The 22,326-nt window shown below is 54.2% G+C and carries 27 protein-coding genes; 14 read left to right on the plus strand and 13 right to left on the minus strand.

The genetic code is table 11. The features are described 5' to 3' along the window. Positions 1-189 precede the first annotated feature (189 nt). A complete protein-coding gene (locus AC6I8E_RS08575) occupies positions 190-1,848 on the plus strand; it encodes a methyl-accepting chemotaxis protein (RefSeq protein WP_033782969.1) in 1,659 nt (552 codons plus the stop codon). A 98-nt stretch (positions 1,849-1,946) separates the two neighbouring features. Here AC6I8E_RS08575 and katE read toward each other — a convergent pair whose 3' ends face one another. Beyond that, positions 1,947-4,211 (minus strand): catalase HPII, encoded by a 2,265-nt coding sequence (katE, locus tag AC6I8E_RS08580; RefSeq protein ID WP_107319629.1) that lies wholly within the window; start codon positions 4,209-4,211, stop codon positions 1,947-1,949. A 387-nt stretch (positions 4,212-4,598) separates the two neighbouring features. Between katE and zinT the strand changes: the two genes are divergently transcribed. Continuing rightward, positions 4,599-5,249, plus strand: coding sequence for a metal-binding protein ZinT (gene zinT, locus AC6I8E_RS08585; RefSeq protein WP_497824667.1), 651 nt, complete (start codon positions 4,599-4,601; stop codon positions 5,247-5,249). 64 nt (positions 5,250-5,313) lie between these two features. Here zinT and AC6I8E_RS08590 read toward each other — a convergent pair whose 3' ends face one another. Next, a complete protein-coding gene (locus AC6I8E_RS08590; RefSeq protein ID WP_013357741.1) occupies positions 5,314-5,679 on the minus strand; it encodes an MmcQ/YjbR family DNA-binding protein in 366 nt (121 codons plus the stop codon). A gap of 101 nt (positions 5,680-5,780) precedes the next feature. Here AC6I8E_RS08590 and AC6I8E_RS08595 point away from each other — a divergent pair, with 101 nt between their 5' ends. Continuing rightward, positions 5,781-6,791 carry an apurinic/apyrimidinic endonuclease family protein gene (locus AC6I8E_RS08595; RefSeq protein WP_013357742.1) on the plus strand — a complete coding sequence of 337 codons (1,011 nt, stop codon included), beginning with the start codon at positions 5,781-5,783 and terminating at the stop codon, positions 6,789-6,791. On the opposite strand, the gene AC6I8E_RS08600 is transcribed toward AC6I8E_RS08595, so the two are convergent. From AC6I8E_RS08600 to AC6I8E_RS08610, 3 genes are all read right to left on the minus strand, one after another. Further along, complete coding sequence (locus AC6I8E_RS08600; RefSeq protein WP_095707261.1) at positions 6,784-7,647, minus strand: glucose 1-dehydrogenase; 864 nt, start codon at positions 7,645-7,647, stop codon at positions 6,784-6,786. The genes AC6I8E_RS08595 and AC6I8E_RS08600 overlap by 8 nt on opposite strands. 65 nt (positions 7,648-7,712) lie before the next feature. Then, positions 7,713-8,561: a manganese catalase family protein gene (locus tag AC6I8E_RS08605; protein WP_013357744.1), complete on the minus strand. Its 849-nt coding sequence runs from the start codon at positions 8,559-8,561 to the stop codon at positions 7,713-7,715. Positions 8,562-8,851: 290 nt separating this feature from the next. Continuing rightward, on the minus strand, positions 8,852-9,109 hold the full coding sequence (locus AC6I8E_RS08610; protein ID WP_013357745.1) for a biofilm development regulator YmgB/AriR family protein: 258 nt from the start codon (positions 9,107-9,109) through the stop codon (positions 8,852-8,854). 552 nt (positions 9,110-9,661) lie between these two features. On the opposite strand from AC6I8E_RS08610, the gene AC6I8E_RS08615 reads away from it, so the two are divergent. After that, complete coding sequence (locus tag AC6I8E_RS08615) at positions 9,662-9,886, plus strand: hypothetical protein (protein WP_033732545.1); 225 nt, start codon at positions 9,662-9,664, stop codon at positions 9,884-9,886. Between the two features lie 85 nt (positions 9,887-9,971). On the opposite strand, the gene AC6I8E_RS08620 is transcribed toward AC6I8E_RS08615, so the two are convergent. Next, on the minus strand, positions 9,972-10,223 hold the full coding sequence (locus AC6I8E_RS08620; protein ID WP_013357747.1) for a hypothetical protein: 252 nt from the start codon (positions 10,221-10,223) through the stop codon (positions 9,972-9,974). 337 nt (positions 10,224-10,560) lie between these two features. Here AC6I8E_RS08620 and umuD point away from each other — a divergent pair, with 337 nt between their 5' ends. The 5 genes from umuD to AC6I8E_RS08645 all read left to right on the plus strand — a co-directional run bounded on the left by umuD (position 10,561) and on the right by AC6I8E_RS08645 (position 13,779). Beyond that, a complete protein-coding gene (gene umuD, locus AC6I8E_RS08625; protein ID WP_013357748.1) occupies positions 10,561-10,980 on the plus strand; it encodes a translesion error-prone DNA polymerase V autoproteolytic subunit in 420 nt (139 codons plus the stop codon). A gap of 2 nt (positions 10,981-10,982) precedes the next feature. Next, complete coding sequence (gene umuC, locus AC6I8E_RS08630) at positions 10,983-12,251, plus strand: translesion error-prone DNA polymerase V subunit UmuC (protein ID WP_497824668.1); 1,269 nt, start codon at positions 10,983-10,985, stop codon at positions 12,249-12,251. A 151-nt stretch (positions 12,252-12,402) separates the two neighbouring features. Then, entirely contained in the window at positions 12,403-12,678 is a 276-nt protein-coding gene (locus tag AC6I8E_RS08635; protein WP_147788240.1) for a hypothetical protein, read from the plus strand. 197 nt (positions 12,679-12,875) lie between these two features. Further along, complete coding sequence (locus tag AC6I8E_RS08640; RefSeq protein ID WP_013357751.1) at positions 12,876-13,490, plus strand: TetR/AcrR family transcriptional regulator; 615 nt, start codon at positions 12,876-12,878, stop codon at positions 13,488-13,490. A gap of 148 nt (positions 13,491-13,638) precedes the next feature. Further along, complete coding sequence (locus AC6I8E_RS08645) at positions 13,639-13,779, plus strand: hypothetical protein (protein WP_230299962.1); 141 nt, start codon at positions 13,639-13,641, stop codon at positions 13,777-13,779. A gap of 30 nt (positions 13,780-13,809) precedes the next feature. On the opposite strand, the gene ycgZ is transcribed toward AC6I8E_RS08645, so the two are convergent. The 5 genes from ycgZ to AC6I8E_RS08670 all read right to left on the minus strand — a co-directional run bounded on the left by ycgZ (position 13,810) and on the right by AC6I8E_RS08670 (position 16,023). Then, positions 13,810-14,049 carry a regulatory protein YcgZ gene (gene ycgZ, locus AC6I8E_RS08650; protein ID WP_013357752.1) on the minus strand — a complete coding sequence of 80 codons (240 nt, stop codon included), beginning with the start codon at positions 14,047-14,049 and terminating at the stop codon, positions 13,810-13,812. Positions 14,050-14,277: 228 nt separating this feature from the next. After that, positions 14,278-14,550 carry a hypothetical protein gene (locus AC6I8E_RS08655; protein WP_013357755.1) on the minus strand — a complete coding sequence of 91 codons (273 nt, stop codon included), beginning with the start codon at positions 14,548-14,550 and terminating at the stop codon, positions 14,278-14,280. Positions 14,551-14,969: 419 nt separating this feature from the next. After that, positions 14,970-15,200: a YgdI/YgdR family lipoprotein gene (locus AC6I8E_RS08660; protein ID WP_010245445.1), complete on the minus strand. Its 231-nt coding sequence runs from the start codon at positions 15,198-15,200 to the stop codon at positions 14,970-14,972. A 15-nt stretch (positions 15,201-15,215) separates the two neighbouring features. Further along, complete coding sequence (locus AC6I8E_RS08665) at positions 15,216-15,449, minus strand: YgdI/YgdR family lipoprotein (RefSeq protein WP_010245442.1); 234 nt, start codon at positions 15,447-15,449, stop codon at positions 15,216-15,218. A 370-nt stretch (positions 15,450-15,819) separates the two neighbouring features. Beyond that, positions 15,820-16,023, minus strand: coding sequence for a hypothetical protein (locus AC6I8E_RS08670; protein ID WP_013357757.1), 204 nt, complete (start codon positions 16,021-16,023; stop codon positions 15,820-15,822). 189 nt (positions 16,024-16,212) lie between these two features. Here AC6I8E_RS08670 and AC6I8E_RS08675 point away from each other — a divergent pair, with 189 nt between their 5' ends. The 4 genes from AC6I8E_RS08675 to pdxY all read left to right on the plus strand — a co-directional run bounded on the left by AC6I8E_RS08675 (position 16,213) and on the right by pdxY (position 19,541). Next, positions 16,213-16,527 carry an MliC family protein gene (locus AC6I8E_RS08675; RefSeq protein WP_013357758.1) on the plus strand — a complete coding sequence of 105 codons (315 nt, stop codon included), beginning with the start codon at positions 16,213-16,215 and terminating at the stop codon, positions 16,525-16,527. A 25-nt stretch (positions 16,528-16,552) separates the two neighbouring features. Further along, positions 16,553-17,209, plus strand: a complete 657-nt coding sequence (pdxH, locus tag AC6I8E_RS08680) for a pyridoxamine 5'-phosphate oxidase (protein WP_013357759.1) — start codon at positions 16,553-16,555, stop codon at positions 17,207-17,209. Positions 17,210-17,349: 140 nt separating this feature from the next. Further along, positions 17,350-18,624 carry a tyrosine--tRNA ligase gene (gene tyrS, locus AC6I8E_RS08685; RefSeq protein ID WP_033732557.1) on the plus strand — a complete coding sequence of 425 codons (1,275 nt, stop codon included), beginning with the start codon at positions 17,350-17,352 and terminating at the stop codon, positions 18,622-18,624. Positions 18,625-18,680: 56 nt separating this feature from the next. Beyond that, positions 18,681-19,541, plus strand: coding sequence for a pyridoxal kinase PdxY (gene pdxY, locus AC6I8E_RS08690; RefSeq protein WP_061062385.1), 861 nt, complete (start codon positions 18,681-18,683; stop codon positions 19,539-19,541). A 32-nt stretch (positions 19,542-19,573) separates the two neighbouring features. Here pdxY and gstA read toward each other — a convergent pair whose 3' ends face one another. Further along, positions 19,574-20,179 carry a glutathione transferase GstA gene (gene gstA / locus AC6I8E_RS08695; RefSeq protein WP_497824669.1) on the minus strand — a complete coding sequence of 202 codons (606 nt, stop codon included), beginning with the start codon at positions 20,177-20,179 and terminating at the stop codon, positions 19,574-19,576. 161 nt (positions 20,180-20,340) lie between these two features. Continuing rightward, positions 20,341-21,822 (minus strand): dipeptide/tripeptide permease DtpA, encoded by a 1,482-nt coding sequence (gene dtpA, locus AC6I8E_RS08700; RefSeq protein ID WP_033782990.1) that lies wholly within the window; start codon positions 21,820-21,822, stop codon positions 20,341-20,343. A 302-nt stretch (positions 21,823-22,124) separates the two neighbouring features. Here dtpA and AC6I8E_RS08705 point away from each other — a divergent pair, with 302 nt between their 5' ends. Further along, positions 22,125-22,274 (plus strand): hypothetical protein, encoded by a 150-nt coding sequence (locus AC6I8E_RS08705; protein WP_370421284.1) that lies wholly within the window; start codon positions 22,125-22,127, stop codon positions 22,272-22,274. Positions 22,275-22,326: the final 52 nt, after the last annotated feature.

Here is a 22,326-nt window from a genome sequence, read left to right on the forward strand (position 1 = left end):
AACCACAGCACGGGGTCGCTTGTTAAGCGCCGAATGCGTTCAGGCGGCGTCACACCCTTTTTTCAGCGCAGTACGACGTGCTGGCTGCATCCGGCGTGGTGCAGAGAGCAGGCTTCTCTGCGACTGCGCTCAGATAAATCCCTCGCTGGCCGATAACAGCTTTATCTTCTCTGATATGAGTCTGCGGACATGCTTAAAAATCTTAAAATAACTCACGGTATTCTGGCGGTGCTGGCCGTCTTTATTACGTTACTGACCCTGACCGGATTTCTGTTCTACAACGGCGTGTCAAAAGCCGACAAAAACTTCGTGGCGGCCGAGCAACTGACGCTGCAGCAGCAGCACCTGAGTGATGCGGTGAAAACCCTGATTAAAACCCGCGTCACCATCAACCGCGTGGCGATCCGTTTCCTGAAAAATCAGCAGGACCCTAAATCGCTGGCGGCGATGGCTGCGTTGCTGGAGCAGGCGGGTCAGTCAGCGGAAAAGGCGGATGCAGATTTTAAAGCGTGGCAGGCGATGCCGCGTAAAGCAGGACAGAGTGAAGCCCAGTCGACGCAGGTTCAGACTGCTTATCAGCAGATGCGTGACACCATGCTGGCCTCTGTCACCTTTCTGAAGCAGGGCAACTACCCGGCCTATGGCAACCTTGAAGCGCAGGCGGCACAGGATCAGCTCGACACGGCCTATGAGGCCTGGCGTGCAGTGAACATCCAGCTGATGAAAGATACCTCTCTGCACAACCAGCGCAGCCTGACGGATGCACTCTGGGCGCTGCTGGCCATCGGCCTGATCACCGGCGTGATTGGGGTGGCAGTCTGGATGGGACTGCAGAAGCTGCTGATTAACCCGCTGGCCAGACTGACCGCTCATATGCGCGCTATCTCGGCCGGTGATTTAACCTCTGCGATTCAGCATGAGGGCCGCAACGAGATGGGCCAGCTGATTCAGGAGTTGCAGCAGATGCGTGATGCGCTGGTCGTGACCATTACCTCAGTCGATGACGCCACCCGCTCTATCTTCACCGGTGCCGCGGAAATTTCCGCCGGCAGCACCGATCTCTCTTCCCGTACCGAGCAGCAGGCAGCCGCGCTGGAACAGACCGCCGCCAGCATGGAGCAGCTCACCTCGACGGTGAAGCTCAACGCAGACAATGCACAGCAGGCGACCACGGTGTCGAAAGAGGCGTCAGCTACGGCCCTGCAGGGCGGTGAGACCGTTGCCCGGGTGATTGCCAACATGGATCAGATCAGCGAAAGCTCGAATCAGATCGCCGGTATTATCGCCATTATCGACAGCATCGCCTTCCAGACCAATATTCTGGCGCTGAATGCTGCGGTTGAAGCCGCGCGTGCCGGTGAACAGGGGCGTGGATTTGCGGTGGTGGCGGGTGAGGTGCGCTCGCTGGCCGGACGCAGCGCCAGCGCCGCGCAGGAAATTCGTGGACTGATCGACCGCTCAGCAGAGCGCATCAAAACCGGTGCCGGTCATGCTGCGCAGGCGGGCACCGCGATGGAGAGTATTGTGAAGTCGGTGAGTCGTGTGACGCAGCTGATTGAAGAGATTGCGGCATCCTCGACCGAACAGACGCGGGGCATTGAGCAGGTCTGCATTGCAGTCTCAGAAATGGATGGGGTGACGCAGCAGAACGCCGCGCTGGTGGAGGAGTCCGCCACTGCCGCCGCCTCGCTGGAAGAGCAGGCGAGCTACCTGCGTAAAACGGTGTCGGTATTCAAAACCGGCACGCTGCACGCAGCGTTCTCTGCCGCACCGGTTGCGAAGGCGATTGCTGTGCCAAAACGTCAGCCTGTCGCTGTGACAGACAATGAGAACTGGCAGACCTTCTGATAACGGAACGTCTGACGGATCACCGCGCACGCGACTGTGCTACGCTTTCCGGCATAAAAAAACCGCCCCTGGAGGCGGTTTTTTATTTACTCAACGCATCAGGCCGGAACGGACTGTGCCTTCTGGCTGCGGGACCAGACGCGGTGCGCTTTCATCGCCTGCGTGAAATCCGACATCAGCGCGATCTCAGCGGAGTCGCCCTGCACAATGCCTTCTTCCTGATCGGCATCTTCCAGGCCGAACTGCGCTTTAAAGCGGCGCGCGTCGCCCACCAGACCAATCACCTTGAGGTGTTTATAGGCTTCCAGCAGGAAGTAACGGGCATCGCCGCTTAACAGCAGGGCATCGATATTGCCATTCGGCACGATGACCGCATCAAAGGTCAGAGAAGGCAGACCGGCAAAGGTGGCATCAACCGGCAGCACTGAGCCGTCATCCGCACGCACCTGGCCCATATGCGGTGCCAGCAGTTTGGTGTGCACACCTTCTGCTTTCAGCGCCTGCAGAATCGCCAGCACATCAGCCGCTTTCACGCCGTCGCTCAGCAGCAACGCCACCTGACGACCTTTGATCTCACCATCCGGGATGGCATAAAGGCTCAGGCTGTCATCTTTGGTCAGGCCGTTCACTGCCGCCGGCGGCTGGATATTACGCTGCTCATCGGTCAGGGCGAGTCCAAGGTTATCCGCCACGCCCTGCGCCAGCTTAGTATCGATGCGTGCCAGATGATCGACTACGCGCTCACGGATATAGGCGCGACCTACTTTACTCAGCTCAAATGAGTAGGCACCAATGATGTGCTGCTGCTCAACCTCTGTCTGGCTGTTCCAGAACAGGCGCGGCTGCGCATAATATTCACCGAACGACGGGCTGCGCTCGCGCACTTTATGACCTTCAACCCGCTCCTGATAGCTCTCGAAGCCGCCACCGGTTGCAGCAGGTGGGGTTTCGCGCGGCCAGTTGTCGTTGATCGAGTTCGGCTCGTAGTTTGCCGGATTGGTGTCGATATCCTGACGATGCATGCCCTGACGCTGGAAGTTATGGTATGGGCAGGTCGGACGGTTGATCGGGATCTCATGGAAGTTCGGTCCGCCCAGACGACTGATCTGCGTGTCGGTATAGGAGAAGAGACGACCCTGCAGCAGCGGATCGTTGGAGAAATCCAGACCCGGCACGATATGACCCGGGTGGAACGCCACCTGCTCGGTTTCGGCAAAGAAGTTGTCCGGATTACGGTTAAGCACCATCTTGCCGACTATCTCAACCGGCACCAGCGCTTCCGGGATCAGCTTGGTGGCATCCAGAATATCGAAGTCGAATTTGAACTCATCTTCTTCCGGGATCAGCTGCAGACCCAGTTCATATTCCGGGAAATCACCCGCTTCAATCGCTTCCCACAGATCGCGACGATGGAAATCGGGATCGCGGCCGGTCAGTTTCTGCGACTCATCCCACAGCAGCGAGGCTTTACCGGCCACCGGCTTCCAGTGGAATCGGACAAAGGTCGCTTTGCCTTCGGCGTTAATCAGGCGGAAGGTGTGGATACCAAAGCCTTCCATGGTGCGATAGCTGCGCGGAATGCCGCGGTCAGACATCGCCCAGATGACGTTATGCATGGTTTCCGGCTGCAGAGAGACGTAATCCCAGAAGGTGTCATGGGCGCTCTGGCCCTGCGGGATTTCGTTGTGCGGCTCTGGCTTCACGGCGTGCACAAAGTCAGGGAATTTGTGCGCATCCTGAATAAAGAACACGGGCGTGTTGTTGCCGACCAGGTCAAACACACCCTCTTCGGTGTAGAACTTGGCGGCGAAACCGCGGATATCACGCACGGTATCGGCAGAGCCTGCGCCGCCCTGAACCGTGGAGAAGCGGACAAAGACGGGGGTGGTCTGCTCGGGATCGCTGAGGAACTGCGCTTTGGTCAGATTTTTCAGGGAGCGATAAGGCTGGAAATAGCCGTGTGCGGCAGAGCCTCGGGCGTGCACGATACGCTCCGGGATACGCTCATGGTCAAAGTGCGTGATCTTCTCACGCATAATAAAGTCTTCCAGCAGCGTCGGACCACGCGAACCGGCACGCAGTGAGTTCTGATCATTGGCGATGCGTGTGCCCTGGTTGGTGGTCAGAGGGCGGTCGGTGCCGTTTTTGCGGCTGGCTTCAAGCTGATCAAGTTTGGCGTTGTGTGTCTGTGGCGCTTTCAGGCTGCCCGGGGCGGTAGGCTGTTTGCCTGGCGGGGTCGGTTCGGCTGGGGGCTGATGCGAACCATCTTTCGGTGCCAGCGATCCCAGCCCCGGCTCTGATGATTCCGGGCCGGTGGTCGGCGCGCGTTCGCTCAGGGGTTTCTTCTCGGTTTCTTTCGACATTAATCCATGCTCCAGCTGTTATTTTACGTTCGGCGACACTAAATATAGAACAACCTGAACAATGCTGAGGTTAAATCCGCGATTTAAACCACCCCGCAGCGCCTTTTTTATCGGGTTCAAAACGCGCGCTTATCTCTCAGCTCTCATTAGCGCTTCGCTTATTCACGCCTTGTGCCGTCTGGCTTAGCGGCCTCTCAGTCCGCGCCCGCTATAGTGACAACCCGCTTTGATGCCACGGTAGTTCCGCTTATTACCGGTGCGTGGGATATACCAGAAGAGGCCCCTGACCATTAAATAAAATTAATACCGGGAAATGTTCATCAGGGTTGAATTGTGAAATGTTATATCATAACATTTCTGGCTGTTACATTAATCGGGGATCAGGCTTTGAAAAATCATGCAGGTAAATGGATGGGAATCGTCGGCGCGCTGTTAATGAGTCAGCAGGCGCTGGCACAGGGTACGCATGCCCATGGAAAACCGTTGTCAGCGATGGAGCAGAAGGCGGCTGAAGGGGTTTTCGCTGACAGCGATGTGAAAGATCGTCCGCTTTCTGACTGGGACGGAATCTGGCAGTCGGTCTATCCGCTGTTGCAGAGCGGCGAACTGGACCCGGTCTGGCAGAAAAAAGCGCAGCAGGACAACAGTAAAACGGCAGAACAGTACAAGGCCTATTATCGCAAAGGCTACGCTACCGACGTCGAAGCCATTGGGATCGAAAATGGCGTGATGGAGTTCCACGTCGGCGATAAGGTCAGCGCCTGCCACTATCACTATGCAGGCCACAAAATCCTGACCTATACGTCCGGGAAGAAAGGCGTGCGCTACCTGTTCGAGTGCCAGGACGCCAGCAGTCAGGCGCCGAAATATGTGCAGTTCAGCGACCACACCATCGGGCCACGAAAGTCCGCCCATTTCCATATCTTTATGGGCAACCAGTCTCAGCAGGCCCTGCTGGCGGAGATGGACAACTGGCCAACCTATTACCCTTACCAGATGACGAATGCACAGGTGGTGAATGAGATGCTGCACCACTGAGTGCCGGGGCGGGGCTGAAAACCCGCTGGTCACAGCGGGTTTTCATTATTACCTTTCGCCGCCTTTATCCCACCCACACCGGGCGTCGTGAGGCGGGGATGCCGCGCACCACCCGCTGATATGACTCTTCAACCAGCTGCTGAATCAGGCCTGGCGAGAGACCGTCGCCGGGATACACCGTAATCCAGTGGCGCTTATTCATATGGTAACCGGCAGTGATCGAGGGATAGATCACCCGGTGCAGCTCTGCCTGCTGCGGTTCGCATTTCAGGGTAATAATCGGTACGCCCCGCAGTTCGGTCAGCAGTAAAAACACTTTTCCACACACTTTATAAACCTGATGTTCCGGCCCGAATGGATAGCCTGATTCGGCGGCGGGCAGCTGTTCAGCCGCGTCGATAGCGATGCGCTGGATCGCGTGACCCTGCATAGTCTCTCTCCCTGTCATTATTCAGTCTGTCGCTGTGGCCCGCGACTGGCTGGTCGCCAGAGGCCTGTTACACTTCTGATAAGCATTAATCAGGAGCAGTCATGAAATTAGGCTTTGCATGTAAATATCTCAATAGCGATGGCAAACAGTTCTTCCCGTTTCGCGCGACGACCCGTAAACGATTTCTGAGTTTACCGCACGCTGAACGTCATCAGCTGGTTCATGAGATCACCGTTACTAATCTCAATAATCTCTACCTGACGCTTGAGCATCTGGCCACGTTACCGCCGCCGCTGCGAATGATGCGTATCGGCAGCGATCTGTTGCCACTTTACACGGTGCCCGAAGCGACGCCGCTGTTTGCGGAATTCCTGCCTGAGCTTTATCCGCTGTTTGCCCGCTGTGGCGAGCTGGCACGGGCACATGATATCCGGCTCTCCTTCCATCCGGGACAATATACCGTGCTGGCTTCCGATAATCCCGATGTGGTGGTGCGCGCACTGGAGGATGTGGAGTATCACACGCTCTGCGCCTGTCTGATGGGCTACGGTAAGACCTTCCAGGATTTTAAAATCAACATTCATATGAATGGTAAGGCGGGCTTCGACGGCTTTAAGCAGTCGTTTAATCAGCTCAGCCCGGAGGCGCGGCTGATGCTGACGGTGGAGAATGATGAGATCTCCTGCTCGCTGGATGATGTGCTGCAGGCGGCACCCCTCTGTCCGGTTGTGCTGGATATCCACCATCACTGGGTGAAAGAGAGCGAGTTTATTCAGCCGGATGACGCGCGTGTGGCCAGGGTAATCGACTCCTGGCGCGGCGTGCGACCGGTGCTGCACTATTCGATTTCTCAGGAGGGGATTATTCCGCAGGAGGGCTGGCCCGATCAGCAGCAACTGGGCGTGAGCAAAAGCAAACTGCGGGCGCACTCTGACTTCTTCTTCAATCCGACGCTGAATGGGTGGGCGCTGTCGTTTCAGGCTTTCGACATCATGTGCGAAGTGAAAATGAAAAATCTGGCGCGGGAACCGCTCTGGCAGTGGGGCGTCGCGCAGAAGCTGCTAAAGGATCCCCTGGCTGAAGGGGCCAGGGAATCGGCAGACGTTAAATAATCGCGACGCCGCCCGTAACGGCAATGGTGGCCCCGGAAATGTAGCTGGCTTCATCACTGGCCAGCATCACATAGGTGGGTGCCAGCTCAGCAGGCTGACCGGCACGCTGCAGTGGTACTTCACTGCCAAAGTTTTTCACCTGTTCAACCGGCATGGTCGATGGGATCAGCGGTGTCCAGATGGGACCAGGTGCGACCGCATTGGCACGGATGCCTTTCTCCGCCAGCAGGGCTGCCAGGCCGCCAGAGAAGTTAACGATGGCGGCTTTAGTCGCGGAATAGGCGAGCAGTTTCGGTTTCGGCTGGTCAGCATTGATCGAGGCCGTATTAATGATCGAGCCGCCTGCAGGCATATGTTTTGTGGCCGCTTTGGTGATGTAAAACATCGCGTACAGGTTAGTCTTCATCGTCCGATCAAACTCGTCGTCGCCGATCTCATCCAGCGATTCGCGCGTCATCTGATACGCCGCGTTATTCACCACAATGTTAATTTCACCAAAGGCTTCAACGGCTTTATCGACCAGCGCGTTGCAGTGTGATGCATCGGTAATGTCACCGGGCACTAAAATCGCTTTCTGACCGGCGGCCTCAACCAGTCTGGCGGTATCCTGCGCATCCTCATGCTCATCAAGATAAGAGATCAGCACGTCAGCCCCTTCCCGGGCAAAAGCAATCGCCACGGCCCGGCCAATGCCGGAATCGCCGCCGGTAATAATCGCTTTTTTACCCGCCAGACGGCCTGAACCCTGATAACTCTCTTCACCATGATCGGGCTGTGGCTGCATCGCGGCGGTACTGCCGGGCCACGTCTGCTGCTGCTCTTCGAAAGGGGGTTGTGGACGCTGAGTGGATGACATGACGTCTCCTCCATAAAAAAGATGGGAAAAACCTGTCAGGGCATCGATCCCTGACAGGCGGGCAATTAAGGTTTCGGTGGCGTAACGCCGTCAATCTGCTCTGACTGCGCACCGGAGCCAGGACGGGCGTTGCCCAGCAGCGGCTCATCACCCAGAATCTCGGGCTGCTGCTTCGCGCTGAACTGCCCATGACCATCGTAAGCCGGGCCACTGCTCCAGCGACCTTCCGGCAGCGGTTTATCCAGTGAGGTATTCAGGCAGTAGTAAGAGTGCTCCTGCGCCTCATGTTCCTGCGGGAAGCTGTTCGGGATTGGCAGCGATGCGTTCAGGCCACCCATCTCTTCGATCACCGCCAGCCACTGCTGCTGGTGCATGGTGTCACGGGCGATCAGGAAGGAGAGGAAATCCTTCATGCCTTTATCTTCGGTCATGTTGTAGAGGCGGGTGGCGAGTACGCGGCCGGTGGCTTCTGCGGTGACGTTAGCCAGCATATCGGCCGCCACGTTGCCAGAGGCGTAGATGTGGCTCATGTCGAACGGCATGCCGTTGGCGTTCACCGGCATTGCCGCCAGACCGGAAGAGAGAATATGGCGCGGATTCATGCCGCCCAGAATCGCATTAACGACCGGATCTTTCGCTGACGCTTCCTGGTAAGAGAGCGGTGCGCCTTCAAGGTTAAGCGCTACGGCGTAGCCCAGCATTTCGATATGGCTCAGCTCTTCGGTGGCGGTAGAGATCAGCAGATCCCGAATCCGCGCATCACCCCGCGCGCCCATCGCCTGGAAAAAGTATTGCATCGCTACACGAATCTCACCCTCGACGCCGCCGATAGCCTGCTGTAACAGCATGGCAAACTCTGGATCGGGCTTCTCTACACGAACCGGGAATTGAAGTTTTGATGAATGATGAAACATGATTATTTTCCTCGTCTGTGTTTGCAGTGGATGCAGAAAAAGCCTGGACACAGATATTGGATAAATAAAGCGAACCGAGAGAAATTAATCGCAATTTAAGGTGAAATAAGCGGCAAAAACGGTAAATAGTAGCGCTATATGTGGTCCTTCAGGGCAGGCTATGCGGGAGGTAAAAAAGAAGCGGGTGATGCAGTGCAGCAGCAATAAAAAAAGCCCCTTTAAAAGGGGCCAATTCCGTAGTGGAAAAGCATCCGTGCTAATTCACGTTCCGTCATAACAGACACAGGTTTTTAGCTTTCGCTGGTAGCCGTTGCACGCTGCAGAACATGTTCAAGAGCCTGACGGTAAATATCCTGCTTAACCACGTCGCGCTCGCTCTCCAGGTGGTGAATCAGGCCCAGCACGATGTCTTTATCGGAGACATGGGCTTTGGCTCGTGCGAGTTCAGCATGGACCGCGGCGATAACCTGTTTTTCAGTCGTCAGCGCTGTACCAGAGTTCATGAAGTAATCAGAAATCTGAGACTCTGTATTCATCGTTGTTTGCATGTCAGGCCTCATAAGAAATTGGGGAGGAATGCGTCGATTCAGAGCCGGTAACCGGCTGACGCAAAAAAAATTGCATCTGAAGGTGGAAATCCACAACACCTTCAGATGCGGTGCAAAGCACACTCGTTACAAGTGATTTAACATCACGAGACAAAGTTATACAAGAATGGCAAAGTTGTACAATAAAATTTGACAAAAGATCACTGGTCAGAGGTGTTGAGGGGCAGGCAGACAACGGAAGCGTATCGGGCTTTCAGGCTTTATCTGAGTTAATTCAGGCTGTTAAAAGATTTTTTTCGCAGGATGATAGTGTCCGCTGGTGCGTAACGCCTCTTTTTTTTCAGCCGTGCGAAAACGATACAATAGCCGTTCAGCCAGATATTTCAGCAAAAAACCTGTACAGGCCGTACAGGTTTTTTGCGCAGGAAAAACGGACAACGCAACACGACTGCTGCAATCCTGTCCGCCTGACAGGTCATGCCACATAATTCACTTCCCACACCTGATGCAGAAGGCTAAGGTTGAGCCCTTATTCATCACAAGGAAATGATCATGGTTCACGACTATTTTGCGATTCCGCCTGCGGGCGTGACTCAGGAACAACATAAACGTTCAGTGGCTGTAGCAGCGGCGCTGTCAGTGGCAAAGGAGTCCGTCAGCGCTTCAACGTCAGCAACCGGCTCAAAAGCCTCTTGGGACCTGCAGGCCGTGGCGAATGAAATTGGTAATCTGGCCGATGCGATTCAGGATGCGCTGGAGAGTGATAGCCAGGCGTAAATACTAACCCGGGGACGGGGCAGGTCAGGGGATGGCAGTGTTCAGGAGCCGGTAACGTCCGGTGAGCGGACGCTGCCGGAAAGTCCTATTCCATTGCGGGTGGCTCATATTTAATATACTGGCGCAGAGCGTCATGGATTGCCTGATTGTTGCCTTCCTCCAGACCGCGTTCGGCATATTCTTTTGCCAGGGCGGCCAGCACATCGTCAAACTTCCCTTTGTAGTTGAGATTATTCAGCGCAATTTGCTGACCGAGTATCGCTTTTAATACCGTGGTCTCAACCGTTAACTGCGCAACTGCCTCTTCCAGATGTTTAACTCGATCGTCGTCTGCCATAACCCCTCCAGGCCTTAAAAAAGGCAGAATAACCAGCCTGCTCTGAATATTCAAACCTCAGCGAATGCCACAGAGACGTTGTCAGATTTTCCTTAAGTAAAAATAATCAGCGGGTGAATTTATAAGATTAGTTACTGAAAGAAAAAAACGCTGATATTCCCGTACTGCGGCAAAAGTAACCCGTTTCTGCTTACTCTCACAGCAGTGAGAAAAAAGAGGGTTAAAAAAGTGCATTACCATCAACTCCTTTGCCTAAAAATGTTCCGTGTCACTTGATTAAATGGGGGATTAGCTATTACTGTATTTATATACAGTAATCTGAGAAAGGAGTGAAATTGTGGAATTCATTAAACCTGCGGACATTCGCGCCGTTATGCCTTTACCGCTTTATATCGAACGTGTGCCGTGTGGATTTCCCTCCCCGGCGCAGGATTATGTCGAACAACGTATCGATCTCAATGCGCTGATGGTGCAGCATCCCAGCGCCACCTATTTTGTCCGCGTCAGCGGCGAGTCGATGATTGAGGCGGGCATTAACGATGGTGACATGCTGGTGGTCGACAGCTCGCTCACCGCCTCACATGGCGATATCGTGGTGGCCGCCGTCGACGGTGAATTTACCGTTAAACGTCTTCAGCTTCATCCCTGCCTGCAACTGATGCCGATGAATACCAAATTTAAACCGATCGCTATCCAGACCGAAGATGCGCTGGAGGTGTTTGGTGTTGTGACCTTTGTTATTAAATCGACGCACTGACCATGTTCGCGCTGGTCGATGTGAACTGCTTTTATGCGTCGTGTGAAACCGTTTTCCGGCCCGATCTGAAAGGCAAACCGGTGGTGGTGCTGTCGAACAATGACGGCTGTGTGATTGCGCGCAGCGCCGAGGCAAAGAAAGCCGGCATTAAAATGGGCGCGCCCTATTTTAAAATGCGCGAAGAGCTGACGCGTCATGTGGTACAGGTCTTCAGCTCAAATTACGCGCTCTATGCCGACATGAGCCATCGGGTGATGACCATCCTCGAAGAGATGGCCCCCTCGGTAGAAATCTACTCGATCGATGAGGCGTTTATGGATCTCACCGGCGTGCAGAACTGCATGGCGCTGGAGACCTTTGGCCGTCAGGTCAAAGAACGGATCCGCAAAGAGACCCATCTGACCGTCGGCGTCGGCATTGCACAGACCAAAACGCTGGCCAAACTGGCGAATTTTGCGGCCAAAAAGTGGAGCAAAACCGGCGGTATTGTCGATCTGTCGGACCCCGAACGACAGAAAAAGCTGCTGGCACTGATCGATGTGGCTGACGTCTGGGGCGTGGGGCACCGGATCGGCAAACGACTCAACGCCATGGGCGTTATGACGGCGAAAGATCTGGCCGATCAAAGCACCGAATCCATTCGCAAACAGTTCAGCGTGGTGATGGAGCGTACCGTCAGAGAACTGCGTGGCGAATCCTGCCTAGAACTGGAGTCAGTGACACCGGATAAGCAGCAAATCATGTGTTCGCGTTCGTTTGGCAGCCGCATCTCCGATTATGACCAGATGCGCGAAGCCGTCTGTGCCTATGCGGAGCGCGCGGCAGAGAAACTGCGTCGTGAGAACCAGTATTGCCGTCAGATAGGGGTATTTTTGCGCACCAGCCCGCACGCAACTGACGAACCCTTTTATGGCAATCAGTCTATAGAGACGTTGCTGATCCCGACGCAGGACACCCGCGACATCATCAATGTAGCAATGGCGTGTCTGGATAACATCTGGATTAAGGGATATCGCTATATCAAGGCGGGCATCGTGCTGGGGGATTTTTTCAGCCAGGGCGTGGCCCAGCTTGATCTGTTTGATGAGCATCAGCCACGCCGCAACAGCCAGGAGCTGATGCAGCTGATGGATAAAATTAACAAGCTCGGCAGCGGAAAGCTGTGGTTTGCCGGGCAGGGGATCAACAAGGCCTGGGCGATGAAGCGCGAGATGCTGTCACCTGCCTATACCACACGGGTAGCGGATTTGCCGGTGGCGGCGGTTAAGTAGGCGCGGGTCCGGCCTCCTCTGTTGCTGATATAGCAGCGTCTGCTAAAAGCTTTTTTTATCACGCGATTAAAGTGACAGGAAGTTATCCTTTGCCTGGCCCGATTGAGTCGTTTTTCATCGGGCATTTTAAAAAAATAACCAGGTAAATATAATGGATTTCAGAGAGTTTGAAGCCAGAGTAATGCTCTGGCCTGCAATACATTTCACAGCAATCATTCAATCCCGCCACCACGACGACTATGAGATTTATGCGGTCGACGACAACAGCAATATCAAAACCCGACTCTTTTTATGCTTTGCTGACAATGAGAGCCACGCCAGCCTGCTTATTAAGCAGTTTATGTTATGGCTCATCAAAATAAACGCCCAGCAACGCAGGCAGCAACGGGCAGATCGCCGCAAAGAGACTGCGTTATTATCTGAATGAGTCGTGACCGGTCTGCCCTGTAACCTTTATCGGGTTGCAGGGCACAACCGGTTATTTCCCTTGATCATCGGGCGACAGAAACGGACATCCGTCAGTGTCAGGTCGCTGGCCGATCGCCGCTATCTATACTTGTTACCCGTGCCTGGGATAGAATCCGGGCTAATTCTGACAGGAACGTACCTCCCAGACCGGTAACAATGATCACGACAGCGACAGCGCATAAAAACAAAGAGCGGGGACGTCCCAGAGAGTTCGATATTGAACAGGCTCTGGATCACGCCATGATCGTTTTCCGCCAAAAAGGGTATCACGCCACATCAATAAGCGATCTGGGTGAGGCGATGAACCTCTCCGCAGGCAGCATCTATAAGGCCTTTAAAGATAAGCGCTCGCTCTTTCTGCTGGTGTTTGAACGTTACCTGTTGCTCAGAAATACCGAGCTGCGCCGTCGTCTGGCACCCTGTATCAGCGGACGGGAAAAAATAACCGAGCTGTTGCAGTTCTATCTCGACTCGGCGCGTGCTATCGAAGGGCGGCGCGGCTGTCTGGTCGTTGCCAGCGCCATTGCGCTGCAGACGATGGATCAGGCGCTGGCGCAGCGTATTGATGAGGTAGTCCGGCGTAATCAGCGCTTCCTGGTCTCGCTGCTGGAGCTGGGGCAACGGGATGGCTCAATCGATAACACGCTGGACAGTGAAGCGGCAGCCGGTTTAATCCTCTGCATTGCTTACGGTATGCGGGTGGCAGGCAAGGTCAGCGATGTGAGCAACGAACAGCAGACGCTGGCGCTGGCATTAAAAGTACTGGGGTAATCGTTACGGGGCGGGTCAATCAATAAGCCGGCATTTCTCCGCCCGCATTTTGTCGGACAGAGAAAGTCTGCAGTGCGCTTTTCCCGGCGCTGTTTATGTGCCAGGCTTTTACGTTTTATTCTGTAGCGTAATAATTAAGGCCTGCTTCGTGAAAACCTCAATCTTACTGACACTCGTAGCCGCTATTGGCTGCTCTGTTTTTGCTGCCGAGGGGGGATTTGAAACCCGCGCAGCGAAACATCCGCTGCAACAGCAGGTGACGGAAAGCGGGGAACCGCTGACGCATTAACAGAAGTCGCTGGCAGAGAGCGTCCGCTGCTTAACGGCCAAACAGCAGGCTGATGAGAGCACGGTAGTGGCGCTCATCTTCCAGCGTAGACGCTGTTTCCAGCCGTCGAAGAAGTTTGGTGCAGATCGCTTTACGGTTTACGTTCCCGCCCGCATGCAAAATTTCCACCACCACCTGGCCCAGCGTTTCCTGCTGTGAGGGCAGGCTTGCCGCATTAAAATAACGGGCAATATCGTCTGCCGTCCGCGGCAGTCTCTGGTTCGGGTACATGGGTGATTTCCTGTCAGGTGATGGAAAAACGATCGGTTCGCGGCAAAGTTATACAAAAAAAGCGAGCCTGTATAGCTATTTCAGCGCAGAAGAGGGGGTTTTTGTGCTATCTGCATAGCGTTCAGTGATAAACAGGAAAAAGGCAAAAACTGGCGTGGTGCAGGGAAAGGCGGAAGGGCACCAGGCGAGGCCTGGCACCCTGAACCGACAGCGCCATCATTCAGCGCATTAACGATAATCTTTGAGGAAAACCGGCGCCTGTCCAGTCTCGACCAGCCAGTTTAATTCGGCGCGGTCACGCGTTGAGGCCTCGATAAAGCCTTTGAGCCAGTTGCGTGCATCAGCAATCTGTGCGACGCGCTCATCGCTGCGTTCGTTTTCAGCCATTTCACCCAGCTGGCGAATCAGTGATACCAGCGTAATCTCCTGCTCTTCAAACGCCAGATTGATTGCGGCTTCACCAAGAATCCTATGACCGATTGTTTTATCATGGTAAACCATCAGCGACCTCCTGATTGAATAACGATATGAATAGTCTAGTTAAAGGCAATCCGGACTAAAAGGTCGGAAACCGCCGATAAACGCGGTTTAAATGTTTAAAAATAAAATGAACCTTTAAGCCAAGCGATAAGTCTCTAATAAAAAACAATAAAAGCAAACGTCTGTTTTACGGGTAAAACAGTCTGAGCTATTAAGCTGGTAAAAAAGGATAGTGTTGCCTGAAATTCAGATAAGTAACAGGCAGGTGAGTCACGGTTATTGCTATGCTGCCTGCCATATTATTGCCAAAGCATGACGGATATTTCTGATTGGAATCGGCAGGTGGCAGAGAAATTCGGTCGTGCCACATGCCGTACTAAGCGCAGGCAAAAATAAAGCCGCCCGTAGGCGGCTTTATTAACTGGACGAGCGTGCCCGGTTTATTTCTTCGGTACTTCAGAGACCGCTTTAACGTCCGCTTTATTAATCTGTTGCTTCACGCCATTGGCGTCAGTGTAGGCCAGCAGGCCAGCATCTGACTCAGAAGGCTTGCCATCACTAATAATGGTGCGTCCATCGTTAGTCTGAATCGCATAACTGGTACGGGTGCAGCCGGTTAATACGGTCATACCAATCAATGCGGCGAGAGGTAAAATCAGCGCTTTTTTCATCTTATTCACCTTATATTAGTTGTCGAGTTCACTCATATTACTGATCTCATTGCGATTGATCTGCTCAGTTTTTCCTGTCTGAGCATCGCGATAAGAAACCAGGCCAGTATCTGAATCGATCTGCGGTTTACCATCAGTGACAATGGTGCGGCCATCAGTGGTCTTAATCGACTGATTCGAGGCGCAGCCTGCCAGCGTACCTAAAGAAAGAGCCAGCAAAGCAATGGCTGACAGGGATTTCATTTTCATTTTTTTCAACTCCATGAAGTATAACCAGACGTTTACAGCATAGACGGCTTTATAGAGTTTGCTGGTCCTGTCACGCTTCGCTGCCGGTTTTTTAGACAAAAAAAGGGGGATGTAGCGATTATTCTGAGGAATGACGGCAGGGAATAGCATTTATTGCAAATGTGCACGGCTGTTTATGCCGTTTTAGCAGCGGCATTACCGGGCCGGAATAAACGTGACGCCAATGCAGGAAATAAGCACGGCAGCCGAAGCCGATATTCTTTGTTAAAGTCAGAGTCGTCCCAGGGGTAATCGTCTGCACCAGCGTTAACAGCTGATCATGTCCGCAGGCCCGATATCCTGATGACTATCGGGCCAGTGAGGAAAGGGATCAAAGAAGGGAGTCTTCGCCAGCTTTGGCTGCCGCTTTTTCCGCTTTCATAGCGCTGACCGGATCGGATGCGCTCAGCCAGCGGTCAAATTTCTGGTAGGTGTCGATAAAGGTTTTAAAGTAGCTGCTGGCAACGGTGGCATTCTCTTTGTGGTTCATAAACGCCACGGCCAGCTTAAATGCATCTTCGTTATCAAATTTCATGTTTGTTTTCCTCGCTTAAGATCTATAGAGCGTAGCCTGAGAACGCGGCCTGTGCATTCAGACAACCGCCTGAAAACGCGCAATAATTCAGGCTGCCTGACAGCATCCACCAGATTGGCGTGGATTCCCACTTACTTCGCGCCAAATCCTTCTTATAATGCCAGCTTCACTCGTGAAGGAGACCCGCTTATGTTGAAAGGATTAACCGTTGCCGCGGTGCTGCTGCTCTCGGGCTGTAGCCTGATGCATAAACAGCCACCGTCGCCGCAGACCCTGCACTATCGCTGCGGAACCCTGCCCCTGACCGTGACGCTGGATGAGGCGAAAGAGCAGGTGAGCTTTATTATGGATGGCCAGCCCCTGACGCTGAAGCAGACGGTATCCGCTTCCGGCGCGCGCTACAGCGACAACACCTATGTGTTCTGGTCCAAAGGAAACGGCGCATTTATCGAACGTAATGATAAAATCGTCGTGAACGATTGTGAGCTGCAACCTGCCAGCTGACTCTTTATCTGAATAGGCGAGCATTATGAGCGACAGCGAAACGCTACACACCATTGCCCATCTGCGGCGCGAATATACCCGCGGCGGATTGCGTCGTAAGGATCTGCCGGATGATCCGATAGCCCTGTTTGAACAGTGGCTGAGCCAGGCGTGTGAAGCAAAACTGCCCGATCCCACGGCAATGACCGTGGCCACCGTGGATGAGCAGGGCCAGCCGTGGCAGCGCATCGTGCTGCTGAAACACTTCGATGCGCAGGGCATGGTGTTTTACACCAACCTTGGCAGCCGCAAGGCGCTGCAGCTGGCGCACAATCCGCGCATTTGCCTGCACTTCCCGTGGCACTACCTGGAGCGTCAAGTGATGGTACTGGGTGAAGTGGAGAAACTGTCGCCGCTGGAGGTGCTGAAATATTTCCACAGCCGTCCGCGCGACAGCCAGATTGGGGCCTGGGTGTCGAAGCAGTCGAGCCGGATCTCGGCCCGTGGCATTCTGGAAGGAAAGTTCCTTGAGCTTAAGCAGAAGTTCCAGCAGGGCGACGTGCCGCTGCCCAGCTTCTGGGGTGGCTACCGGGTGAAATTTCACACCGTGGAGTTCTGGCAGGGAGGCGAACATCGTCTGCACGATCGTTTCATCTATCAGCGCGATCACGACGGCTGGAAAATCGACCGTCTGGCACCCTGAATCTGCATCATTTCCCCCTATCAGCGCTGGCACAGAAGGCGTCAGCGCTTTATGCTATAGCCCTCATTTTTTTCGATTCCGCAACTCAGCGGAAAGCTGTGTACCAGCATAGGTGCAGTCTGATCAATTTGGAGTCAGTAATGACCAGCAGTAACCTGATACAACAATTGCAGGAGAGGGGCCTTATCGCCCAGGTGACGGATGAAGACGCGTTAACAGAGAAACTGGCGCAGGGGCCAATTTCGCTCTATTGCGGCTTTGACCCCACTGCTGACAGCTTGCATTTGGGCCATCTGGTACCGCTGCTCTGCCTGAAGCGTTTTCAGGATGCCGGCCATCAGCCGGTGGCGCTGGTCGGGGGTGCAACCGGCCTGATTGGCGACCCGAGCTTTAAAGCCGCAGAGCGTAAACTTAATACCAGCGACACCGTCAACGAATGGGTTGAGAAGATCCGCCAGCAGGTGGCGCCATTCCTGGACTTCGATTGCGGCAGCAACAGCGCCATCGCCGCCAATAACTATGACTGGTTTGGCAGCATGAACGTGCTGACCTTCCTGCGGGATATCGGCAAACACTTCTCCGTTAACCAGATGATCAATAAAGAAGCGGTGAAGCAGCGCCTGAACCGTGACGATCAGGGTATCTCCTTTACCGAGTTCTCCTACAATCTGCTGCAGGGCTATGACTTTGCCTGCCTGAACGAGCGTCACGGCGTATCGCTGCAGATTGGCGGTTCCGATCAGTGGGGTAACATCACCTCTGGTATCGACCTGACCCGTCGTCTGCATCAGAACCAGGTCTTTGGCCTGACCGTTCCGCTGATCACTAAGTCTGACGGTACCAAATTCGGTAAAACTGAAGGCGGCGCAGTCTGGCTGGATGCGAAGAAAACCAGTCCGTATAAGTTCTATCAGTTCTGGATCAATACCGCGGATGCTGACGTCTATCGCTTCCTGAAGTTCTTCACTTTCCTGAGCATTGAAGAGATCAACGCGCTGGAAGAAGAGGACAAAAACAGCGGCACCGCGCCACGTGCGCAGTATGTACTGGCTGAGCAGGTAACGCGTCTGGTGCATGGCGAAGCGGGTCTGTCGGCGGCAAAACGTATTACGGCCAGCCTCTTCTCAGGCTCCGTAAGCGACATGACCGAAGCCGATTTTGAACAGCTGGCGCAGGATGGGATGCCCACTATCGTGCTGGGCGCTGACGACGATCTGCAGCAGGCGCTGGTGAAAGCTGAGCTGGTGCCGTCTCGCGGTCAGGCACGCACCATGATCGGCTCCAATGCCGTTTCTCTGAATGGTGAAAAGCAGTCTGATGCGGAATACCGCTTCAGCGACAGCGACAAACTGTTTAACCGTTTTACGCTGCTGCGTCGCGGCAAGAAACATTACTGCCTGATTAACTGGCAGTAAGATTTCAGGGCCGGTTTCCGGCCCTTTTTTATGGCAAGGCAGGACAGGGCAAACAAGTGAAAAATATTTTAGCGATTCAGTCGCACGTTGTTTTTGGTCACGCCGGTAACGCGGCGGCTGAGTTTCCGATGCGCCGCCTGGGGGCAAACGTCTGGCCGCTGAATACCGTACAGTTTTCCAACCATACGCAATATGGCCACTGGACCGGCACGGTGATGCCTGCAACGCATTTAACCGACATCGTTAAAGGTATTGCGGATATTGACCGCCTGAAGACCTGTGACGCGGTGCTGAGCGGCTATCTGGGTTCGGCAGAGCAGGGCGAGCAGATTCTGCAGATTGTTCGGCAGGTCAAAGCAGCTAACCCAAATGCCTGGTACTTCTGCGATCCGGTGATGGGTCACCCCGAGAAAGGCTGCATTGTGGCACCCGGCGTGGCGGAGTTTCACTGCAAAATGGCAATGCCGGCCAGCGACATTATCGCCCCGAATCTGCTTGAGCTGGAGATGCTGAGCGAACGCACCGTTACCGACGTCGACGCGGCAGTCGACGCGGCGCGGGCGCTGATTGCCCAGGGACCACGCGTGGTACTGGTGAAGCACCTGGCGCGCGCCGGTCGTCGCAGCGATCGCTTTGAGATGCTGCTGGTAACGGCGGAAGACGCCTGGCACATCAGCCGTCCGCTGGTCGATTTTGGTGTGCGTCAGCCAGTCGGCGTGGGCGATCTCACCAGCGGTCTGCTGCTGGTGAATCTGCTTCACGGCAAATCATTGCAGGATGCGCTGGAGCACGTCACTGCGGCGGTCTATGAGGTGATGCTGAAAACCCACCAGATGGGCGAGTATGAGCTGCAGCTGGTGGCGGCCCAGGATGCCATCGCCAGTCCGACGCAGCATTTCGCGGCAGAAAAGCTGTAAAGCAAAAGGGCCGGTCAACCGGCCCTTTTCACTCAGGCTAAGCCTTCCGCTTTCAGCGCCGCCTGCACCGCAGGACGTTCGGCAACGCGATCAAACCACGCCTCCAGCGCCGTAAAGCCGGACAGATCCAGTCCCAGCGCTTTTGCCCAGCGCGTCACCACAAACAGATAGGCATCCGCCACGCTGAAATGCAGCCCCATCAGCCACTGTCTGCCGCGCAGTGACGCATCGACATAGCAGAATTTCGCTTCCAGCTGGCTGCGCGTCTGTGCTTTCACCTCATCGGAGTAACCGGGACGAAACAGCGGCCCAAAGCTTTTGTGCAGCTCGCTGCCGATGAAGCTGAGCCACTCCACGGTGTGATAACGCGTCAGGCTGCCGACCGGTGCCAGCAGATGGCGATCGGGCTTAAGATCTGCCAGGTACTGCACAATGGCAACGCCTTCCGTCAGCACGGTGCCGTCGCTGAGCTGCAGCGTGGGCACCTGGCCTTTAGGGTTAATCTGGCGGAAATCATCGCCCCGTTCAGTGAGTTTTGTGGCCAGATCAACACTCACCTGCGTGAAATCCAGTCCGCATTCGCGCATAACAATGTGGGGAGAAAGAGAGCAGGCTCCTGCTTTGCAAAACAGTTTCATGACCATGTACTCCTTGTTGCAATGGGATCACAGCATAGTAAAGGCTCAGGGTGGAATTGCCAGTGATAAGGATCAGGGATCGATGAGGGAAAGGGGCAGCAATAAAAAAAGCCGGGCAGAGCCCGGCTGATTCGTGTCACGGCAGCGATGACGCCTGCACGTTATTTTTTCGCGTCAGGATCCTGCGTCATACGGTTCAGCAACGGCGCCGTAATCAGCATCAGCAGAGCGATGACAGCGGTCACGATACCAATCTGCTGGAATACGCGGCTGTAGGTCGCCAGCGAAATCAGCGGGTCGGTCACGTTTTCAGGCACCGCCATCAGGTTGGCCACTTTACCGGCAATGACCGCCGCGCCTGCGGTGGTCAGGAACCAGGAGCCCATGATAAAGCCCATCAGACGCTGAGGCACCAGCTGTGCGACCATCGCCAGACCAAGGCCGGAGATCATCAGTTCACCGATACTCTGCAGCGCATAGCTCAGGATCAGCCAGTTAACAGAAACGATACCGGCATCGCTGGCAAACTTCGCGCCCACCGGCAGCACCAGGAACGCAGCGGAGCAAAGCACCATACCAAAGGCAAACTTGTGCGGCATCGGCAGCTTATCACCTAGCTTGTTGTAGAGCGCCGCCAGCAGCGGACTGGCCAGCATGATCCAGAACGGGTTCAGCGCCTGGAACTGCTCGGGCGCAAAGGTAATGCCGAGAATCGTGTGCTCAACGTTGCGGATAGCAAAGAAGTTGAGTGACGTTGGCATCTGCATATAGAGCACGAAGAACAGAATCGCTTCGACCATCAGCAGGAAGGCCACAATCATTTTACGACGCGCTGCGCCCTGCAGCGCAAAGGCTTCTTTGGCAAACACCAGTACGATACCCAGCGCAATCACAGCCAGCACCAGGCGTGCAATGACCTGATGATGCAGCATCCAGTTCGCCAGCGCGATCAGTACTACGACGCCAACCAGCGTCATCAGCAGTTTTCCGACCTGCAGCGGTGCAAAGTCGGGCTTAGAACCGTAATCCTTAACCATGCGTTTGCAGAACAGGAAGTTAAACAGGGTGATGATCAGACCGATAACGCACAGCGAGAAGGCAACGCTGTAACCATATTTCGCCGCTAACCACGGGGTGAGCATCATCGAAAACAGTGAACCGATGTTGATCGACATATAGAACATGGTGAAGGCACCATCGATACGTGGATCATCTTTGTCGTAGCAGGTGGAGAGCAGCGAAGAGGGGTTCGCTTTGAACAGCCCGCTGCCCACGGCGATGGTCGCCATACCGATATAGACGATGCTGACGTTATGACCGGAGAATGCTACCAGCGCATAACCCAGTGCCAGTACCAGCACGCCCAGCACAATCACACGTTTGGTGCCCAGCACTTTATCGCCGAGCCAGCCGCCAATGGCGACGAGTCCATAAACCAGCGCGCTAAATGAAGAGAACAGGGTGATGGAGTCTGATTCAGACAATCCCAGTTGCTTCACCAGGTAAACCGCCATAATGGCCTGCAGGCCATAGAAGCCAAAACGTTCCCATAACTCAATCGAGAAGATTAAGTAGAACGCCTTCGGCTGTTTAAACGCATTGAGACTGACAGCCTCATCAGTGTGTTTGTTTGCAGTTGACACATGTACCTCAGTTTTTTCATACCCTGTTTCGGGACAGCAATTAAGTCCGCGTCATGTGAGTTTTTCATGCGCGAGATTGTTATTAGAAGGGAAAAGCGGCGACTAATTTGGCTGATTACGGGCGGCAGGGCAAGAATTTTCTGACAACCGGCCTGAGCTGATAATCCAGGGTTAAAAACCTTATAACAAACTGTTGATCAGATTTTAATTTTGATGACAAAAAGCATATCAGTATAAATCAACTGAATGTGAGCGAGACGCTGGATGGATTTAACATTAACTGCTAATGGAGAGTAATTCAGATGAAACGTTTGCTGCAGATTTTATCAGCAGCATTTACAGGAGGTTTCAGGCCATTATTCAGGCAATATGACGAAAAAGTAAACGTTAACGCGTCTCCTTTGGCGGCAAAGCATACAATTGCTGATCGAGAGCACAAACCCGCGATTTAATTCAGAAAGCAAAACAAGAAACCGATTGCGTTGCTGCGCAGGAAGGCTGAAA

Source organism: Pantoea sp. X-Soil-YNGN-785 (assembly GCF_059730585.1).

What these genes read in the sequence shown, in the direction of transcription:
- AC6I8E_RS08675 (WP_013357758.1), top strand. Translation starts at nt 16,213, where the DNA reads ATGTTGAAAGGATTAACCGTTGCCGCGGTGCTGCTGCTCTCGGGCTGT.
- AC6I8E_RS08605 (WP_013357744.1), bottom strand. Translation starts at nt 8,561, where the DNA reads ATGTTTCATCATTCATCAAAACTTCAATTCCCGGTTCGTGTAGAGAAG.
- AC6I8E_RS08655 (WP_013357755.1), bottom strand. Translation starts at nt 14,550, where the DNA reads ATGGTTTACCATGATAAAACAATCGGTCATAGGATTCTTGGTGAAGCC.
- AC6I8E_RS08610 (WP_013357745.1), bottom strand. Translation starts at nt 9,109, where the DNA reads ATGCAAACAACGATGAATACAGAGTCTCAGATTTCTGATTACTTCATG.
- AC6I8E_RS08575 (WP_033782969.1), top strand. Translation starts at nt 190, where the DNA reads ATGCTTAAAAATCTTAAAATAACTCACGGTATTCTGGCGGTGCTGGCC.
- AC6I8E_RS08660 (WP_010245445.1), bottom strand. Translation starts at nt 15,200, where the DNA reads ATGAAAAAAGCGCTGATTTTACCTCTCGCCGCATTGATTGGTATGACC.
- AC6I8E_RS08590 (WP_013357741.1), bottom strand. Translation starts at nt 5,679, where the DNA reads ATGCAGGGTCACGCGATCCAGCGCATCGCTATCGACGCGGCTGAACAG.
- gstA (WP_497824669.1), bottom strand. Translation starts at nt 20,179, where the DNA reads ATGAAACTGTTTTGCAAAGCAGGAGCCTGCTCTCTTTCTCCCCACATT.
- AC6I8E_RS08705 (WP_370421284.1), top strand. Translation starts at nt 22,125, where the DNA reads ATGAAACGTTTGCTGCAGATTTTATCAGCAGCATTTACAGGAGGTTTC.
- AC6I8E_RS08640 (WP_013357751.1), top strand. Translation starts at nt 12,876, where the DNA reads ATGATCACGACAGCGACAGCGCATAAAAACAAAGAGCGGGGACGTCCC.
- AC6I8E_RS08620 (WP_013357747.1), bottom strand. Translation starts at nt 10,223, where the DNA reads ATGGCAGACGACGATCGAGTTAAACATCTGGAAGAGGCAGTTGCGCAG.
- tyrS (WP_033732557.1), top strand. Translation starts at nt 17,350, where the DNA reads ATGACCAGCAGTAACCTGATACAACAATTGCAGGAGAGGGGCCTTATC.
- katE (WP_107319629.1), bottom strand. Translation starts at nt 4,211, where the DNA reads ATGTCGAAAGAAACCGAGAAGAAACCCCTGAGCGAACGCGCGCCGACC.
- AC6I8E_RS08670 (WP_013357757.1), bottom strand. Translation starts at nt 16,023, where the DNA reads ATGAAATTTGATAACGAAGATGCATTTAAGCTGGCCGTGGCGTTTATG.
- ycgZ (WP_013357752.1), bottom strand. Translation starts at nt 14,049, where the DNA reads ATGTACCCGAACCAGAGACTGCCGCGGACGGCAGACGATATTGCCCGT.
- AC6I8E_RS08600 (WP_095707261.1), bottom strand. Translation starts at nt 7,647, where the DNA reads ATGTCATCCACTCAGCGTCCACAACCCCCTTTCGAAGAGCAGCAGCAG.
- AC6I8E_RS08635 (WP_147788240.1), top strand. Translation starts at nt 12,403, where the DNA reads ATGGATTTCAGAGAGTTTGAAGCCAGAGTAATGCTCTGGCCTGCAATA.
- AC6I8E_RS08615 (WP_033732545.1), top strand. Translation starts at nt 9,662, where the DNA reads ATGGTTCACGACTATTTTGCGATTCCGCCTGCGGGCGTGACTCAGGAA.
- AC6I8E_RS08595 (WP_013357742.1), top strand. Translation starts at nt 5,781, where the DNA reads ATGAAATTAGGCTTTGCATGTAAATATCTCAATAGCGATGGCAAACAG.
- umuC (WP_497824668.1), top strand. Translation starts at nt 10,983, where the DNA reads ATGTTCGCGCTGGTCGATGTGAACTGCTTTTATGCGTCGTGTGAAACC.
- pdxH (WP_013357759.1), top strand. Translation starts at nt 16,553, where the DNA reads ATGAGCGACAGCGAAACGCTACACACCATTGCCCATCTGCGGCGCGAA.
- AC6I8E_RS08665 (WP_010245442.1), bottom strand. Translation starts at nt 15,449, where the DNA reads ATGAAAATGAAATCCCTGTCAGCCATTGCTTTGCTGGCTCTTTCTTTA.